General features: G+C 69.9%; 12 protein-coding genes. 11 read left to right on the top strand and 1 reads right to left on the bottom strand.

Going from position 1 to position 15,978, the window contains the following annotated elements; genetic code table 11:
• The 11 genes from nuoE to recQ all read left to right on the top strand — a co-directional run bounded on the left by nuoE (position 1) and on the right by recQ (position 15,284).
• Entirely contained in the window at positions 1-816 is an 816-nt protein-coding gene (nuoE, locus tag E6R60_RS23095) for an NADH-quinone oxidoreductase subunit NuoE (RefSeq protein WP_136328559.1), read from the top strand.
• Positions 816-2,180: an NADH-quinone oxidoreductase subunit NuoF gene (gene nuoF / locus E6R60_RS23090; protein ID WP_136328526.1), complete on the top strand. Its 1,365-nt coding sequence runs from the start codon at positions 816-818 to the stop codon at positions 2,178-2,180. The genes nuoE and nuoF overlap by 1 nt, the downstream gene beginning before the upstream one ends.
• The gene (locus tag E6R60_RS23085; protein WP_136328525.1) at positions 2,177-4,684 is read left to right on the top strand and encodes an NADH-quinone oxidoreductase subunit G; all 2,508 of its coding nucleotides are present in this window, start codon (positions 2,177-2,179) and stop codon (positions 4,682-4,684) included. Before nuoF ends, E6R60_RS23085 begins: the two co-directional genes overlap by 4 nt.
• Positions 4,681-6,084 carry an NADH-quinone oxidoreductase subunit NuoH gene (gene nuoH / locus E6R60_RS23080; protein ID WP_136328524.1) on the top strand — a complete coding sequence of 468 codons (1,404 nt, stop codon included), beginning with the start codon at positions 4,681-4,683 and terminating at the stop codon, positions 6,082-6,084. The genes E6R60_RS23085 and nuoH overlap by 4 nt, the downstream gene beginning before the upstream one ends.
• Complete coding sequence (gene nuoI, locus E6R60_RS23075) at positions 6,077-6,787, top strand: NADH-quinone oxidoreductase subunit NuoI (protein ID WP_136328523.1); 711 nt, start codon at positions 6,077-6,079, stop codon at positions 6,785-6,787. The genes nuoH and nuoI overlap by 8 nt, the downstream gene beginning before the upstream one ends.
• The gene (locus tag E6R60_RS23070) at positions 6,784-7,614 is read left to right on the top strand and encodes an NADH-quinone oxidoreductase subunit J (protein WP_136328522.1); all 831 of its coding nucleotides are present in this window, start codon (positions 6,784-6,786) and stop codon (positions 7,612-7,614) included. The genes nuoI and E6R60_RS23070 overlap by 4 nt, the downstream gene beginning before the upstream one ends.
• Positions 7,611-7,910: an NADH-quinone oxidoreductase subunit NuoK gene (gene nuoK / locus E6R60_RS23065; protein ID WP_018101339.1), complete on the top strand. Its 300-nt coding sequence runs from the start codon at positions 7,611-7,613 to the stop codon at positions 7,908-7,910. The genes E6R60_RS23070 and nuoK overlap by 4 nt, the downstream gene beginning before the upstream one ends.
• A gap of 15 nt (positions 7,911-7,925) precedes the next feature.
• Positions 7,926-9,872, top strand: coding sequence for an NADH-quinone oxidoreductase subunit L (gene nuoL, locus E6R60_RS23060; RefSeq protein WP_136328521.1), 1,947 nt, complete (start codon positions 7,926-7,928; stop codon positions 9,870-9,872).
• Between the two features lie 4 nt (positions 9,873-9,876).
• Positions 9,877-11,448 (top strand): NADH-quinone oxidoreductase subunit M, encoded by a 1,572-nt coding sequence (locus E6R60_RS23055; RefSeq protein WP_136328520.1) that lies wholly within the window; start codon positions 9,877-9,879, stop codon positions 11,446-11,448.
• Positions 11,445-13,109 carry an NADH-quinone oxidoreductase subunit NuoN gene (gene nuoN, locus E6R60_RS23050; protein WP_136328519.1) on the top strand — a complete coding sequence of 555 codons (1,665 nt, stop codon included), beginning with the start codon at positions 11,445-11,447 and terminating at the stop codon, positions 13,107-13,109. The genes E6R60_RS23055 and nuoN overlap by 4 nt, the downstream gene beginning before the upstream one ends.
• 135 nt (positions 13,110-13,244) lie before the next feature.
• On the top strand, positions 13,245-15,284 hold the full coding sequence (gene recQ, locus E6R60_RS23045; RefSeq protein ID WP_206309491.1) for a DNA helicase RecQ: 2,040 nt from the start codon (positions 13,245-13,247) through the stop codon (positions 15,282-15,284).
• Positions 15,285-15,311: 27 nt separating this feature from the next.
• Here the strand turns inward: recQ and E6R60_RS23040 are convergent, their stop codons facing one another.
• Positions 15,312-15,920 carry a Uma2 family endonuclease gene (locus tag E6R60_RS23040; RefSeq protein ID WP_136328557.1) on the bottom strand — a complete coding sequence of 203 codons (609 nt, stop codon included), beginning with the start codon at positions 15,918-15,920 and terminating at the stop codon, positions 15,312-15,314.
• Positions 15,921-15,978 lie beyond the last annotated feature (58 nt).

Genomic DNA, 15,978 nt, shown 5'->3' with positions numbered 1-15,978 from the left:
ATGCCGCAGCTCCCCGCCCCCGCCTACCCGGCCGAGGTGCGCGCCAGGCTCGAAGCGGATGCGAAGGAGGTGATCGCCCGCTACCCCGACAGCCGCTCCGCGCTGCTCCCGCTGCTGCACCTCGTGCAGTCCGAGGAGGGGTACGTCTCGCGTACGGGCATGGCGTTCTGCGCCGACGTGCTCGGCCTCACCACCGCCGAGGTCACCGCGGTCGCCACCTTCTACACGATGTACCGGCGCAAGGCCGGCGGCGACTACCAGGTCGGCGTCTGCACCAACACGCTCTGCGCGGTGATGGGCGGCGACGCCATCTTCGACCGGCTCAAGGACCACCTCGGCGTCGGCAACGACGAGACGACCCAGGACGGCAAGGTCACCCTCGAACACATCGAGTGCAACGCGGCCTGCGACTTCGCGCCCGTCGTGATGGTCAACTGGGAGTTCTTCGACAACCAGACGCCCGAGAGCGCCACGCGGCTCGTCGACGACCTGATCGCTGGCCGCGCCGTCGAGCCCACCCGCGGCGCCCCGCTCTGCTCGTACAAGGAGACCGCCCGCATCCTGGCCGGCTTCCCCGACGAGCGCCCCGGCGCCGTCGCCGCGTCCGGCGGAGCCGGACCCGCCTCGCTCATCGGTCTGAAGCTGGCCAAGGGCGAGGCCGGGCCCCAGCCCCGCGTGGTGGGCCCCCGCGGTCAGGCGCCGCGCGACGAACCGCAGAAGGGCGCCGAACACCTCAGCTCCCATGACGCGCCACAGCAGACCTCGGCCTCCGACCCGGACCACCCGGCCGGTCCCGCCGCCGAGGAGGGGGAGTGATGACGTTGGCCGCCGAACTCGACAAGAACGGGACCAGCCCCGAGAAGCTTCTCGCGCCGGTTCTGTCCGCCTTCTGGGACGAGCCGGAATCCTGGACCCTGGAGACCTACCGCCGCCACGAGGGGTACGAGGGGCTGCGCAAGGCCCTCGCCATGTCCCCGGACGACCTCATCGCGTACGTCAAGGACTCCGGTCTGCGCGGTCGCGGCGGCGCCGGCTTCCCCACCGGGATGAAGTGGCAGTTCATCCCGCAGGGCGACGGCAAACCGCACTACCTGGTCGTCAACGCCGACGAGTCGGAGCCCGGGACCTGCAAGGACATCCCGCTCCTCTTCGCCAACCCGCACAGCCTGATCGAAGGCATCGTGATCGCCTGCTACGCGATCCGCTCCACGCACGCCTTCATCTATCTGCGCGGCGAAGTCGTCCCCGTACTGCGGCGGTTGCACGAAGCCGTGCGCGAGGCGTACGAGGCGGGCTACCTCGGCACGAACATCATGGGCTCCGGGCTCGATCTGGAACTCACCGTGCACGCGGGCGCCGGTGCGTACATCTGCGGTGAGGAGACGGCACTCCTCGACTCGCTCGAAGGACGCCGCGGCCAGCCCCGGCTGCGCCCGCCCTTCCCCGCGGTCGCCGGTCTGTACGCCTGCCCCACCGTGGTGAACAACGTCGAGTCCATCGCCTCGGTTCCCGCGATCCTGAACAAGGGCAAGGACTGGTTCAAGTCCATGGGCAGCGAGAAGTCCCCGGGCTTCACGCTGTACTCGCTCAGCGGACACGTCGCCGGTCCCGGCCAGTACGAGGCCCCGCTCGGCATCACGCTGCGCCAGCTCCTCGACATGAGCGGCGGCATGCGACCCGGCCACCGGCTGAAGTTCTGGACCCCGGGCGGCTCCTCCACCCCGATGTTCACCGAGGAGCACCTCGACGTGCCCCTCGACTACGAGGGCGTCGGCGCCGCCGGTTCCATGCTCGGCACCAAGGCGCTCCAGTGCTTCGACGAGACCACCTGCGTCGTGCGGGCCGTCACCCGCTGGACCGAGTTCTACGCCCACGAGTCCTGCGGCAAGTGCACGCCATGCCGTGAGGGCACGTACTGGCTCGTCCAGTTGCTCCGCGACATCGAAGCGGGCAAGGGACAGATGGCCGACATCGACAAGCTGAACGACATCGCCGACAACATCAACGGCAAGTCCTTCTGCGCCCTCGGCGACGGCGCAGCCTCGCCGATCTTCTCCTCGCTGAAGTACTTCCGCGACGAGTACGAGCAGCACATCACCGGCAAGGGCTGCCCCTTCGATCCCGCCAGGTCGACCGTCTGGGCCGACGACAAGAACGCACCCCAGGGGGTGAACGCATGACAGTCACCACGAGTGCGCCCTCCGGGGGCGGCGAGGCGGCGGTCCCGCCCGAGGACCTGGTCACGCTGACCATCGACGGCATCGAGATCAGCGTGCCCAAGGGCACCCTGGTCATCCGGGCCGCCGAACTCCTCGGCATCGAGATCCCGCGCTTCTGCGACCACCCGCTCCTCGACCCGGCCGGCGCCTGCCGCCAGTGCATCGTCGAGGTCGAGGGCCAGCGCAAGCCGATGGCGTCCTGCACCATCACCTGCACCGACGGCATGGTCGTCAAGTCGCAGATCACCTCGCCGGTCGCCGACAAGGCGCAGCGGGGCGTGATGGAGCTGCTGCTCATCAACCACCCGCTGGACTGTCCGGTCTGCGACAAGGGCGGCGAGTGTCCGCTGCAGAACCAGGCGATGTCGCACGGAGACGCGACCTCCCGCTTCGACGGGCGGAAGCGGACGTACGAGAAGCCCGTGCCGATCTCCACCCAGGTGCTGCTGGACCGTGAGCGGTGTGTGCTCTGCGCGCGCTGCACCCGGTTCTCCAACCAGGTGGCGGGCGACCCGATGATCGAGCTGATCGAGCGCGGCGCGCTCCAGCAGGTCGGCATCGGCGAGGGCGATCCGTTCCAGTCGTACTTCTCCGGCAACACCATCCAGATCTGCCCGGTCGGGGCGCTGACCTCGGCGGCGTACCGGTTCCGCGCCCGTCCCTTCGACCTGGTGTCGTCGCCCTCGGTGTGCGAGCACTGCGCCGGCGGCTGCGCCACCCGCACCGACCACCGGCGCGGCAAGGTCATGCGGCGCCTCGCCTCCAACGACCCCGAGGTCAACGAGGAGTGGCTCTGCGACAAGGGCCGGTTCGGTTTCCGTTACGCCCAGCAGCGCGACCGGCTCACCACCCCGCTGGTCCGCAGCGCGGCGGGCGTGCTGGAGCCGGCGAGCTGGCCCGAGGCGCTGGCCGCCGCGGCCGCCGGCCTCTCCGCCGCACGCGGCCGGACCGGCGTCCTCACGGGCGGCCGGCTGACCGTCGAGGACGCGTACGCGTACAGCAAGTTCGCCCGGGTAGCCCTGGACACCAACGACATCGACTTCCGGGCCCGGGTGCACAGCGGCGAGGAGGCCGACTTCCTGGCCTCCCGCGTCGCAGGGCGCGGCCGTGACCTGGACGGCAGCGGTGTCACGTACACCTCGCTGGAGAAGGCCCCGACCGTCCTGCTGGCCGGGTTCGAGTCCGAGGAGGAGGCGCCCGGCGTCTTCCTGCGGCTGCGCAAGGCCCACCGCAAGCACGGACAGCGCACGTTCGCCATCGCCTCGCACGCGACGCGCGGCCTCACGAAGGCGGGCGGCACGCTGCTGCCCGCCGCCCCCGGCACCGAGACCGAGTGGCTGGACGCGATCGCGGGCGGCGTCGGCCTCGACGGCGACGGAGCCGCGGCGGCCGAGGCGCTGCGCGGGGCCGGCGCCCTGATCGTGGTGGGTGAGCGGCTGGCCGGTGTGCCGGGCGGGCTGACCGCCGCGGTGCGGGCGGCGACCGCGACCGGGGCCACCCTGGTGTGGATCCCGCGCCGGGCCGGCGAGCGCGGCGCGGTGGAGGCGGGCGCGATTCCGTCGCTGCTGCCCGGCGGCCGCCCGGCCACCGATCCGCGGGCCCGGGACGAGGTGGCGTCCGTCTGGGGCGTCGCCGAACTCCCCTCCCGCTTCGGCCGCGACACCGGCCAGATCGTCGAGGCCGCGGCCTCCGGCGAACTGGGCGCGCTGCTCGTCGCCGGGGTCGAGGTCGATGACCTGCCCGATCCGGCCCGGGCCCTGGAGGCCCTGGACCAGGTCGGATTCCTGGTCTCCCTGGAGCTTCGCCCCAGCGAGGTCACCGAGCGGGCCGATGTGGTCCTCCCGGTCGCCGCGGTCGCCGAGAAGTCCGGCACCTTCCTCAACTGGGAGGGCAGGGCGCGGATGTTCGAGGCCGCGCTGAAGCCCGAGCAGATGACGCGGAACGTGGCTCCGGGCGACGCCCGGGTGCTGCACATGCTGGCCGACGCCCTGGACGTCCGCTTCGCGCTTCCGGACCTGAAGTCCGTGCGCCGCGAGCTGGACCGGCTCGGCGGCTGGCAGGGCACGCACGCGGAGGACCCGCGGGCGTCGGCCAGGCCGCTGCCGCGGCCCGGCGACGGCGAGGCGGTCCTCGCGGGCCACCGGATGCTGCTCGACCTGGGCCGGCTCCAGGAGGGCGACCCGGCGCTGGCCGGGACGCGGCACGCCGCGGTCGCCCGGCTCTCCGCCGTCACCGCGGCCGAGACGGGCGTCAAGGACGGCGATCTGCTGGCCGTCTCCGGCCCGGCGGGCACCGTCCAACTGCCGCTCCAGATCACCGGCATGCCGGACCGGGTGGTCTGGGTGCCGCTGAACTCCGTCGGGCGCGGTGTCCCGGCCGACACCGGCGTCCAGCCGGGCGGCCTGGTCCGGATCGGCCCCGCCGCACCCGGCATTTCCGACGTCACACCGGAGGTGGGGGCGTGAGTGCCTTCGCTCAACTGGCCGCGGCCCCGCACGGCGCCGTGCTCGCCGCCGAGGACCTGTCGATGTTCGGCACCGACCCGTGGTGGCTCGTCGTCATCAAGGCGGTCTTCTGCTTCGCGTTCCTGATGGTGACCGTGCTCTTCTCCATCGTGTGGGAGCGCAAGGTCGTCGCCTGGATGCAGCTGCGCATCGGCCCGAACCGGCACGGCCCCTGGGGCATGCTCCAGTCGCTCGCCGACGGCATCAAGCTGATGCTGAAGGAAGACGTCATCGTCAAGCGGGCGGACAAGGTCGTCTACGTCCTGGCCCCGATCATCGCGGCGATCCCCGCGTTCATGGCGATCGCGGTCATCCCCTTCGGGCCGTCCGGCAACGAGGTCTCGATCTTCGGGCACCGTACGGCGATGCAGCTCACCGACCTGCCGATCGCGATGCTCTACATCCTCGCGGTCGCCTCGGTCGGGATCTACGGCATCGTGCTGGCGGGCTGGTCCTCCGGTTCGACGTACCCGCTGCTCGGCGGGCTCCGCTCGTGCGCGCAGATGATCAGCTACGAGATCGCGATGGGCGCCGCGTTCGCCTCGGTCTTCCTCTACTCCGGTTCGATGTCGACCTCGAAGATCGTGGAGGCGCAGGAGGACCGCTGGTTCATCATCCTGCTGCCGGTCTCCTTCATCATCTACATCGTCACGATGGTCGGTGAGACGAACCGCGCCCCGTTCGACATGCCGGAGTCCGAGGGCGACCTGGTCGGCGGCTTCAACACCGAGTACTCGTCGATCAAGTTCGCGATGTTCATGCTCGCCGAGTACGTCAACATGGTCACCGTCTCCGCGGTCTCCGTGACCCTGTTCCTGGGCGGCTGGCGGGCCCCGTGGCCGATCAGCACCTTCTGGGAGGGCGCGAACCACGGCTGGTGGCCGATGCTCTGGTTCGTCGTCAAGGTCCAGCTGCTGCTGTTCTTCTTCATCTGGCTGCGCGGCACGCTGCCCCGCGTCCGCTACGACCAGCTGATGAAGCTGGGCTGGAAGGTCCTGATCCCGGTCTCCGTCGTCTGGCTGATGATGGTCGCGACCGTGCGGGCCCTGCGCAACGAGGGCTACGACTTCTCGAGGATCCTGCTCTACGTGGCCGGGGCCGTGATCGCGGTGCTGCTGATCTCCTTCGTGGTCGACATCTTCCGCGACAAGAAGGGCCGGGCGGCCGTGGAGGACGCGGCTCCGGAGCCGGCGTTCGACCCGATGGCGGGCGGGTTCCCGGTGCCGCCGCTGCCCGGACAGACCCTGCCTCCCGTGCCGAGGCGCAGGCCGCGCCGCGAGCGCGAGCTCGTTGTCAGTGGCGGCATGGATACTCAGAGTGACGGAAATCCGAGTGACGGAAAGGAGGCCGGCGGTGTCTGAACTGTCTGAGTCGCCGGGGTCCAAGAAGCCGGCGAAGTCCACGCGTCCTTCCGGTCCCTCGGGATCTTCGGAATCTTCGCGGTCCTCGGATTCTTCGGAGGACAAGTTCCAGAATCCGGTGGCCGGCTTCGGCGTGACCTTCAAGGCCATGTTCAAGAAGCGGCTGACCGAGCAGTATCCGGAGACGCCGAAGGTGACGGCGCCGCGCTTCCACGGCCGGCACCAGCTCAACCGCCACCCGGACGGGCTGGAGAAGTGCGTCGGCTGCGAGCTGTGCGCCTGGGCCTGCCCGGCGGACGCGATCTACGTCGAGGGCGCGGACAACACCGACGAGGAGCGCTACTCCCCGGGCGAGCGCTACGGCCGCGTCTACCAGATCAACTACGCGCGCTGCATCCTCTGCGGACTGTGCATCGAGGCCTGCCCGACCCGGGCGCTGACGATGACCAATGAGTTCGAGCTCGCCAACACCACCCGCGAGAGCCTCATCTACACCAAGGACGAGCTGCTCGCGGGCCTGGAGGAAGGCATGGTCGACAGCCCGCACGCGATCTTCCCCGGCACGGACGAACAGGACTACTACCGGGGCCTGGTGACCGAGGCCGCCCCCGGTACCGAACGCCAGCTCGCCGTCTCCAAGGGCGAGAAGCCGGACGACGGGCTCGGCGAGAGCAACGGCGCCACGCAGGAGGTGGACGCATGACCGGCCTGGCCGCAGCGGCCTCCCAGACGTCGACCGGCGAGGCCTTCCAGTTCTGGGTGCTCGGCACGGTCGCCGTGATCGGGGCCCTGTCCACCGTACTGATGAAGAGGGCGGTGCACAGCGCGCTGAGCCTCGCCGGGACCATGATCATCCTGGCGGTGTTCTACCTCGCCAACGGCGCCTACTTCCTCGGCATCGTCCAGGTCGTCGTCTACACCGGCGCGATCATGATGCTGTTCCTCTTCGTGGTCATGCTCGTCGGCGTCACGGCGGCGGACTCCCTGAAGGAGACCCTCAAGGGCCAGCGCTGGCTGGCCGCCGGGTGCGGGCTCGGCTTCGGTGTGCTGCTGATCGCGGGCATCGGCAACGCCTCGCTGAACAGCTTCAACGGGCTGGGCACCGCCAACGCCGCGCACGGCGGGAACGTGGAGGGGCTCGCCAGCCTCATCTTCACCAAGTACGTCTTCGCCTTCGAGATCACCGGTGCGCTGCTCATCACCGCCACGGTCGGCGCGATGGTGCTCACGCACCGCGAGCGCACCGAACGGGCGAAGAACCAGCGGGAGATGTCCGAGGAGCGCGTGCGCGGCAACCACCTGCCGCCGCTCCCCGCACCCGGCGTCTACGCCCGGCACAACGCCGTGGACATCGCCGGACTGCTCCCGGACGGCACACCGTCCGAACTCACCGTCATGCAGACGCTGCGCAAGCGCGGCCAGATGCGCGATGTGTCCCACGAGTCGCTGGCCGGCCTCAAGGCACTGGAGCAGCGCTCCGGTGAGCGGCTCGGCCGGGACACCGCAGAAGAAGAGGAGGTCGCCAAGTGAATCCGGTCAACTACCTCTATCTCGCCGCTCTGCTGTTCACGATCGGCGCGGCCGGGGTCCTGATCAGGCGGAACGCGATCGTGGTGTTCATGTGCGTGGAGCTGATGCTCAACGCCTGCAACCTCGCGTTCGTCACCTTCTCCCGGATGCACGGCAACCTCGACGGCCAGATCATCGCGTTCTTCACGATGGTCGTCGCCGCGGCGGAGGTCGTGGTCGGGCTCGCGATCATCGTGTCGCTGTTCCGTTCCCGCCACTCGGCCTCGGTCGACGATGCCAGCCTGATGAAGCTGTAGAGGGGCGCTTGCACTGTGGAGAATCTGATTGCGCTGCTCGTAGCGGCGCCCCTGCTCGGAGCGGCGGTGCTGCTCTGCGGCGGCCGTCGGCTGGACCGCGTGGGCCACTGGCTCGGCACCGCGCTCGCCGCCGCCTCCTTCGTCGTCGCCGTGGTGCTCTTCACCGACATGCTCGGGAAGGGCGCCGAGGACCGCGCGCTGCACCAGAAGCTGTACAGCTGGATTCCGGTCGAGGGCTTCCAAGCCGATGTGGCCTTCCAGCTCGACCAGTTGTCGATGACCTTCGTGCTGCTGATCACGAGTGTGGGCACCCTGATCCACATCTACTCGATCGGCTACATGGAGCACGACGAGCGCCGGCGCCGCTTCTTCGGCTATCTGAACCTGTTCGTCGCGGCGATGCTGATCCTGGTCATCGCCGACAACTACCTGCTGCTGTACGTCGGGTGGGAGGGCGTCGGTCTGGCGTCGTACCTGCTCATCGGCTTCTGGCAGCACAAGCCCAGCGCCGCCACCGCCGCCAAGAAGGCGTTCCTGGTCAACCGGGTCGGCGACATGGGCCTGTCGATCGCGATCATGCTGATGTTCACCACCTTCGGCACCTTCGCCTTCGGACCGGTCCTCGAAGCGACCGGCGAGACGAGCGAGGGCAAGCTGACGGCGATCGGCCTGATGCTGCTCCTCGCCGCCTGCGGCAAGTCCGCCCAGGTGCCGCTGCAGTCCTGGCTCGGTGACGCGATGGAGGGCCCGACCCCGGTCTCGGCCCTGATCCACGCCGCCACCATGGTGACCGCGGGCGTCTATCTCATCGTCCGCTCCGGGGCGATCTTCAACGGCGCACCGGACGCACAGCTGGTCGTCGTGGTCGTCGGAGCGGTCACCCTGCTCTTCGGTGCGATCGTCGGTTGCGCGAAGGACGACATCAAGAAGGCCCTCGCCGGGTCGACGATGTCGCAGATCGGCTACATGATCCTGGCCGCCGGGCTCGGTCCGATCGGCTACGTCTTCGCGATCATGCACCTGGTGACGCACGGCTTCTTCAAGGCCGGGCTCTTCCTCGGCGCCGGTTCGGTCATGCACGGTATGAACGACGAGGTCGACATGAGGCGGTACGGCGGCCTGCGGAAGTACATGCCGGTCACCTTCCTCACCTTCGGCCTCGGCTACCTCGCGATCATCGGCTTCCCCGGCCTGTCGGGCTTCTTCTCCAAGGACAAGATCATCGAGGCGGCGTTCGCCAAGGGCGGCACCGAGGGCTGGATCCTCGGGGCCGTGACCCTGCTGGGCGCCGCGATCACCGCGTTCTACATGACGCGCGTGATGCTGATGACGTTCTTCGGCGAGGAGCGCTGGCGCAACGCACCCACGGCCTCACCCGCCGAGCCGGACGTGGAGCCCGCCGCCGAGACGCGCGGCGAGTACTCCGTGCCGCATCCCCACGAGTCCCCGAAGTCCATGACGATCCCCATGATCATCCTGGCGTTCGGTTCGGTCTTCGCCGGAGGCTTCTTCTCCATCGGTGACCGCTTCCTGCACTGGCTGGAGCCCGTCACCGGCCACCGCCACGGGGACTCCCCGGTCAGCGCGACCACCGTCACGGCCGCCACCATGGTGGTGCTCGTCATCGGTGTCGCGATCGCCTGGGCGATGTACGGACGCAAGCCGGTGCCCGCGGTGGCCCCCCGCGGCTCGCTGCTCACCCGGGCGGCCCGCCGCGATCTCCTCCAGGACGACTTCAACCACGTGGTCCTGGTCCGCGGCGGCGAGCACCTCACCCGCTCCCTGGTCTACGTCGACCACTCCCTGGTCGACGGCGTCGTCAACGGCACGGCCGCGTCCATGGGCGGGCTCTCCGGCCGGCTGCGCAAACTGCAGAACGGCTACGCCCGCTCCTACGCGGTCTCGATGTTCGGCGGTACGGCGGTTCTCATCGCCGCGACCCTGCTGATGAGGGCGGTCTGATCACATGTCCTTTCCCCTCCTGACAGCGACGGCGGCGCTCCCGGCGATCGGCGCGGTCGCCACCGCCGCCGTCCCGGCGGCCCGGCGCACCGCCGCCAAATGGCTGGCGCTCGCGTTCTCACTGGGCACCCTCGTGCTGGCGGGCATCGCGCTCGCCCGCTTCGAGCCCGGCGGCAGCCGCTACCAGCTCACCGAATCGCACGCCTGGATCAAGGACTTCGGCGTGCGGTACGAGCTGGGGGTGGACGGCATCGGCCTGGTGCTCATGGCGCTCACGGCCCTGCTGATCCCCTTCGTCATCCTGGCCGGCTGGCACGACGCCGACCCCCTGGAGACGAACTCCTCGCGCTGGCGCCCCACCCAGGGCTTCTTCGCCCTGATCCTGATGGTCGAAGCGATGGTGGTCCTGTCCTTCGTCGCTACCGACGTCTTCCTCTTCTACATCCTGTTCGAAGCCATGCTCATCCCGATGTACTTCCTCATCGGCGGCTTCGGCGACCGGGCCCACTCCGGGACCGACGAGAACGCGGCGGCCCAACGCTCGTACGCCGCGGTCAAGTTCCTTCTCTACAACCTGGTCGGCGGGCTCATCATGCTGGCCGCGGTCATCGGGCTGTACGTGGTGACGGGGACGTTCTCGCTCTCCGAGATCGCCGCGGCCCGGGCCGACGGCTCGCTCTCGATGGCGACGAGCACCGAGCGCTGGCTCTTCCTCGGGTTCTTCTTCGCCTTCGCGGTGAAGGCCCCGCTGTGGCCGCTGCACACCTGGCTGCCCAACGCCATGGGCGAGGCGACCACCCCGGTCGCCGTGCTGATCACCGCGGTCGTCGACAAGGTCGGCACCTTCGCGATGCTGCGCTTCTGCCTCCAGCTCTTCCCGGAGGCCAGCAAGTGGGCCACGCCCGTCATCCTGGTGCTGGCGCTGATCAGCATCGTCTACGGGGCGCTGCTCGCCGTCGGCCAGCGGGACATCAAGAGGCTGATCGCCTACGCGTCGATCTCGCACTTCGGCTTCATCATCCTGGGCATCTTCGCGATGACCAGCCAGGGGCAGTCGGGCGCGACGCTCTACATGGTCAACCACGGCATCTCGACCGCCGCGCTGATGCTGGTGGCGGGCTTCCTGATCACCCGGCGCGGTTCGCGGCTCATCGCCGACTACGGCGGAGTGCAGAAGGTGGCCCCGGTCCTGGCCGGCACCTTCCTGATCGGCGGCCTGGCCACGCTGTCGCTGCCGGGGCTGGCCCCGTTCGTCAGTGAGTTCCTGGTCCTGGTCGGCGCGTTCGCCGCGTATCCGGCGGTCGGCATCATCGCCACCACCGGGATCGTGCTCGCCGCGCTCTACGTCCTCGTCCTCTACCAGCGGACGATGACCGGACCGGTCAAGGCGGAGGTCCAGGGCATGGCGGACCTCAAGGCCCGTGAGCTGGTGGTGGTGGTCCCGCTGATCGCCCTGCTGATCTTCCTGGGCGTCTACCCCAAGCCGCTGACGGAGATCGTCAACCCGGCGGTGCAGCACACCATGTCGGACGTACAGAAGAAGGACCCCCAGCCCGAGGTGGAGGCCGCCAAGTGAGCGCAACAGCTGTCCACAGCCTGTGGACCATGGCGGGCGGGGTGACATCGGCCGCCCCGGACCAGAAGTTCCAGGCACCGGTCATCGAGTACACCCAGCTGACGCCGGTCCTGATCGTCATCGGAGCCGCCGTCCTGGGCGTGCTCGCCGAGGCCTTCGTACCGCGCCGGGCCCGCTACCACACGCAGGTGTTCCTGGCCGTCGTCGCCCTGGTCGCCGCGTTCGCCGCGGTCATCGGCCTGGCGGCCGCCGGATACGGCACGACCAAGGCGCACATCGCCGCCATGGGCGCCATCGCCGTCGACGGGCCCGCCCTGTTCCTCCAGGGCGTCATCCTGCTGACGTCGCTGGTCGCCGTCTTCACCTTCGCCGAGCGGCGGCTCGACCCCGAGTCGCACGGCAGCCGCGTCGACTCGTTCGCCGCGCAGGCCGCCTCGGTCCCCGGCAGCGACAGCGAGAAGGCGGCCGTCAGGGCCGGCTTCACCACCACCGAGGTCTTCCCGCTGCTCCTCTTCGCGGTGGCGGGCATGCTCGTCTTCCCGGCGGCCAACGACCTGCTGACGCTGTTCGTGGCCCTGGAAGTCTTCTCGCTCCCGCTCTACCTCCTGTGCGCCGTGGCCCGTCGCAAGCGGCTGCTGTCGCAGGAGGCCGCGGTGAAGTACTTCCTGCTCGGCGCCTTCTCCTCGGCGTTCCTGCTCTTCGGGATCGCCCTGCTCTACGGATACGCGGGCTCCGTCTCGTACGCCCGGATCGCGACCGTCGTCGACGGGTCGATCCAGCAGATCGACCCGGCGCTCGCCGACACCATGGGCAATGACGTGCTGCTGCTGATCGGCGGCGCGATGATCCTGACCGGTCTGCTCTTCAAGGTCGGCGCCGTCCCGTTCCACATGTGGACCCCGGACGTCTACCAGGGCGCCCCGACCCCGGTCACCGGCTTCATGGCCGCGGCCACGAAGGTCGCCGCGTTCGGTGCGCTGCTGCGCCTGCTGTACGTGGTGCTGCCGGGCCTCACCTGGGACCTGCGCCCGGTCATGTGGGGCATCGCGATCGTCACGATGGTGGGCGGCGCGGTCGTCGCCATCACCCAGACCGACATCAAGCGGCTGCTGGCCTACTCCTCGATCGCGCACGCCGGATTCATCCTCGCCGGTGTCATCGCGGCCACCCCGCAGGGCATCTCCTCGGTCCTGTTCTACCTGGCCACGTACTCCTTCGTGACGGTCGGCGCCTTCGCCGTCGTCACCCTGGTGCGCGACGCGGGCGGCGAGGCGACGCACCTGTCGAAGTGGGCGGGGCTCGGCCGGCGCTCCCCGCTGGTCGCCGCGGTCTTCGCGGTGTTCCTGCTGGCGTTCGCCGGCATTCCGCTCACCTCGGGCTTCTCCGGGAAGTTCGCGGTGTTCAAGGCCGCGGCCGAGGGCGGTGCGAGCGGACTGGTGCTCGTCGGTGTGATCTCCTCCGCGATCGCCGCGTTCTTCTACATCCGGGTCATCGTGCTGATGTTCTTCAGCGAGCCGAAGGCGGACGGCCCCACGGTCGCCGTTCCGTCGCCGCTGACGATGACCACGATCGCGGTCGGCGTCGGGGTCACCCTGGTGCTGGGCCTGGCCCCGCAGTACTTCCTGGACCTGGCGAGCCAGGCCGGAGTGTTCGTGAGGTAACGGGGACGCACCACCTGCGGGGACCGCGCCGGACGGGCTTGAAGTCAAGCCCGTCCGGCGTTGTCGTAGGCGGCGCTTATCGTGGCAGGGGAGAGCGCGGGGACAGAACGGGACGCATAGCGGGGGAACAGGGCGATGAGCATGACGGACGGGACAGGCGTGACGGACATGACGAAGGACGTGACCGAGAGCGAGGCGCGGCAGACGCTGCACCGGGTCTTCGGGTACGAGACGTTCCGCGGCGAGCAGGAAGCGGTCGTCGACCACGTGGTGGCGGGCGGGGATGCCGTCGTGCTCATGCCGACCGGTGGCGGCAAGTCCCTCTGCTACCAGATCCCGGCCCTCGTCCGCCGGGGCACCGGCATCGTCGTCTCACCGCTGATCGCCCTGATGCAGGACCAGGTGGACGCGCTGCGGGCCCTCGGCGTGCGGGCCGGGTTCATCAACTCCACCCAGGACTTCGACGAGCGCCGCTCGATGGAGGCGCAGTTCCTCGCGGGCGAGCTCGACCTGCTGTACCTGGCCCCGGAACGGCTCCGCCTGGACTCCACCCTCGGTCTGCTCTCCCGCGGCGAGATCTCCGTCTTCGCGATCGACGAGGCGCACTGCGTCGCCCAGTGGGGCCACGACTTCCGGCCCGACTACCTGACCCTGTCCGTGCTGGGCGAGCGCTGGCCCGACGTCCCGCGCATCGCCCTGACGGCCACGGCGACCGGCGCCACGCACCGCGAGATCACCCAGCGCCTCGGCATGCCCGACGCCAAGCACTTCGTGGCCAGCTTCGACCGGCCGAACATCCAGTACCGCATCGTCGGGAAGTCCGACCCGAAGAAGCAACTGCTGACCTTCCTCAAGGAGGAGCACGACGGGGACGCGGGCATCGTCTACTGCCTCTCCCGCAACTCCACGGAGAAGACCGCCGAATACCTCTGCCGCAACGGGATCGAGGCCGTCCCGTACCACGCGGGTCTGGACGCCGGGACCCGTGCGCTCCACCAGTCCCGGTTCCTGCGTGAGGAGGGCCTCGTCGTCGTCGCGACGATCGCCTTCGGGATGGGCATCGACAAGCCGGACGTGCGCTTCGTCGCCCACCTCGACCTGCCGAAGTCCGTCGAGGGCTACTACCAGGAGACCGGCCGGGCGGGCCGTGACGGAGCCCCGTCCACGGCCTGGATGGCGTACGGACTCCAGGACGTCGTCCAGCAGCGCAAGCTCATCCAGGGCGGGGAGGGCGACGAGGCGTTCCGCCGCCGCGCGGCCGCGCACCTGGACTCCATGCTGGCGCTCTGCGAGACCGTCCAGTGCCGCCGGGCCCAGCTGCTCACGTACTTCGGCCAGGACCCCGCGGCTTCCTCCTGCGGCAACTGCGACACCTGCCTGGCCCCGCCCGAGACCTGGGACGGCACGGTCGTCTCGCAGAAACTGCTGTCCACGGTGGTCCGGCTGCAGCGGGAGCGCGGACAGAAGTTCGGCGCCGGCCAGATCATCGACATCCTGCTCGGCCGCAAGACCGCGAAGGTCATCCAGTTCGACCACGACCAGCTCTCGGTGTTCGGCATCGGCGAGGAGCTGGCCGAGGCGGAGTGGCGGGGCGTGGTCCGGCAGCTGCTGGCCCAGGGCCTGATCGCCGTCGAGGGCGAGTACGGCACCCTGACGCTGACGGAGGAGAGCGGTTCCGTGCTCGGCCGGGAACGCGAGGTGCTGCTGCGCAAGGAGCCGAAGCAGCCCACGACGTCCCGCTCCTCGTCGAGGGGCGAGCGCAAGGGCAAGGCGGCCGTGGCCGCCGACCTCCCCGAGACGGCCGTCCCGGTCTTCGAGGCGCTGCGCGCCTGGCGCGGCGCCCAGGCCAAGGAGCTCGGCCTCCCCGCGTATGTGATCTTCCACGACGCGACGCTGCGCGAGATCGCGACGGTCCGGCCGTCGTCGCTCGGCGAGCTGGGCGGGATCAGCGGCCTGGGGGAGAAGAAGCTGGCGACGTACGGGGAGGGGGTGCTGGAGGTGCTGGCGGAGCTCCCGGGCGATGCGGAACCCGCAGCCCCCACGGAAGCACTCCCGGCCCCGGCTCACGCTGCCCCGGCCCCGGCTGCCCCGGCTCACGCTGCTTCCGCGCGCGTGCCCGCCCCGGCCGCCGACCCGGAGTTCGGCTGGGACGAGGAGCCGCCGGAGTACGAGTGAGGCGGGGGCGGGGACGGGTGCGGCGGGCTACTGCGGGTCCGCCCCCCGGCGCCGCGACACGATCGCGGTGAGGTCCAGATCGACCGGGAACGGCGCGGAGACCTTCATCCGGTCGTGGAAGATCCCGGTGGAGGTGTAGGCCCCGGTCGCCGGCTCCAGTTCGAAGACGTAGACGACCGCGCGGCCGTCCTGGTTCTCCACCCGCCAGTAGTGCGGGATCCTCGCCCGCGCGTACTTCACGGGCTTGGTCTCCCGGTCACGGGTGACGGACTCGTCGGACACGACCTCGATGGCGAGCAGCACGCTGCTCGCGGGGAAGCGCGTCTGGCGCAGACTTTCGACGGCGTCGGCGCGGACGACGACGACATCGGGTTCGGGCCTGTTCTGGAAGTCGACGTCGATGGTGAATTCCCGCACAACCTCAAGCTCGGGCGGAGCCAGCGACTGCAACTGCCAATTGAAAAAGTCGACCGCCCGCGAATGAAAAAGGGTCTGCGGACTCACGAAAACCAAGCTCCCGTCGATCAGCTCCGTGTGCGGAGGCAGATTCGGAAGCGTGTCCAGGTCATCGGCGGTCCAGCCGCCCACGGGCGGGACCGCCCACCGCGGCTCGGGGGCCTCGGGCTCGACGCTCATCAGTGCTCCCATGGGCCGGAGTCTGGCGGGTCCGTCCAGCGTATCCGCACGGAACCGG

The organism is Streptomyces sp. A0642 (assembly GCF_004795105.1).
Taxonomy (GTDB): Bacteria; Actinomycetota; Actinomycetes; order Streptomycetales; family Streptomycetaceae; genus Streptomyces.
The sequence above is the reverse complement of the archived record's forward strand: the minus strand, read 5'-3'. Positions and strand labels throughout refer to the sequence as shown.

What these genes read in the sequence shown, in the direction of transcription:
- nuoE (WP_136328559.1), top strand. Translation starts at nt 1, where the DNA reads ATGCCGCAGCTCCCCGCCCCCGCCTACCCGGCCGAGGTGCGCGCCAGG.
- nuoF (WP_136328526.1), top strand. Translation starts at nt 816, where the DNA reads ATGACGTTGGCCGCCGAACTCGACAAGAACGGGACCAGCCCCGAGAAG.
- E6R60_RS23085 (WP_136328525.1), top strand. Translation starts at nt 2,177, where the DNA reads ATGACAGTCACCACGAGTGCGCCCTCCGGGGGCGGCGAGGCGGCGGTC.
- E6R60_RS23070 (WP_136328522.1), top strand. Translation starts at nt 6,784, where the DNA reads ATGACCGGCCTGGCCGCAGCGGCCTCCCAGACGTCGACCGGCGAGGCC.
- E6R60_RS23055 (WP_136328520.1), top strand. Translation starts at nt 9,877, where the DNA reads ATGTCCTTTCCCCTCCTGACAGCGACGGCGGCGCTCCCGGCGATCGGC.
- recQ (WP_206309491.1), top strand. Translation starts at nt 13,245, where the DNA reads ATGAGCATGACGGACGGGACAGGCGTGACGGACATGACGAAGGACGTG.
- E6R60_RS23040 (WP_136328557.1), bottom strand. Translation starts at nt 15,920, where the DNA reads ATGAGCGTCGAGCCCGAGGCCCCCGAGCCGCGGTGGGCGGTCCCGCCC.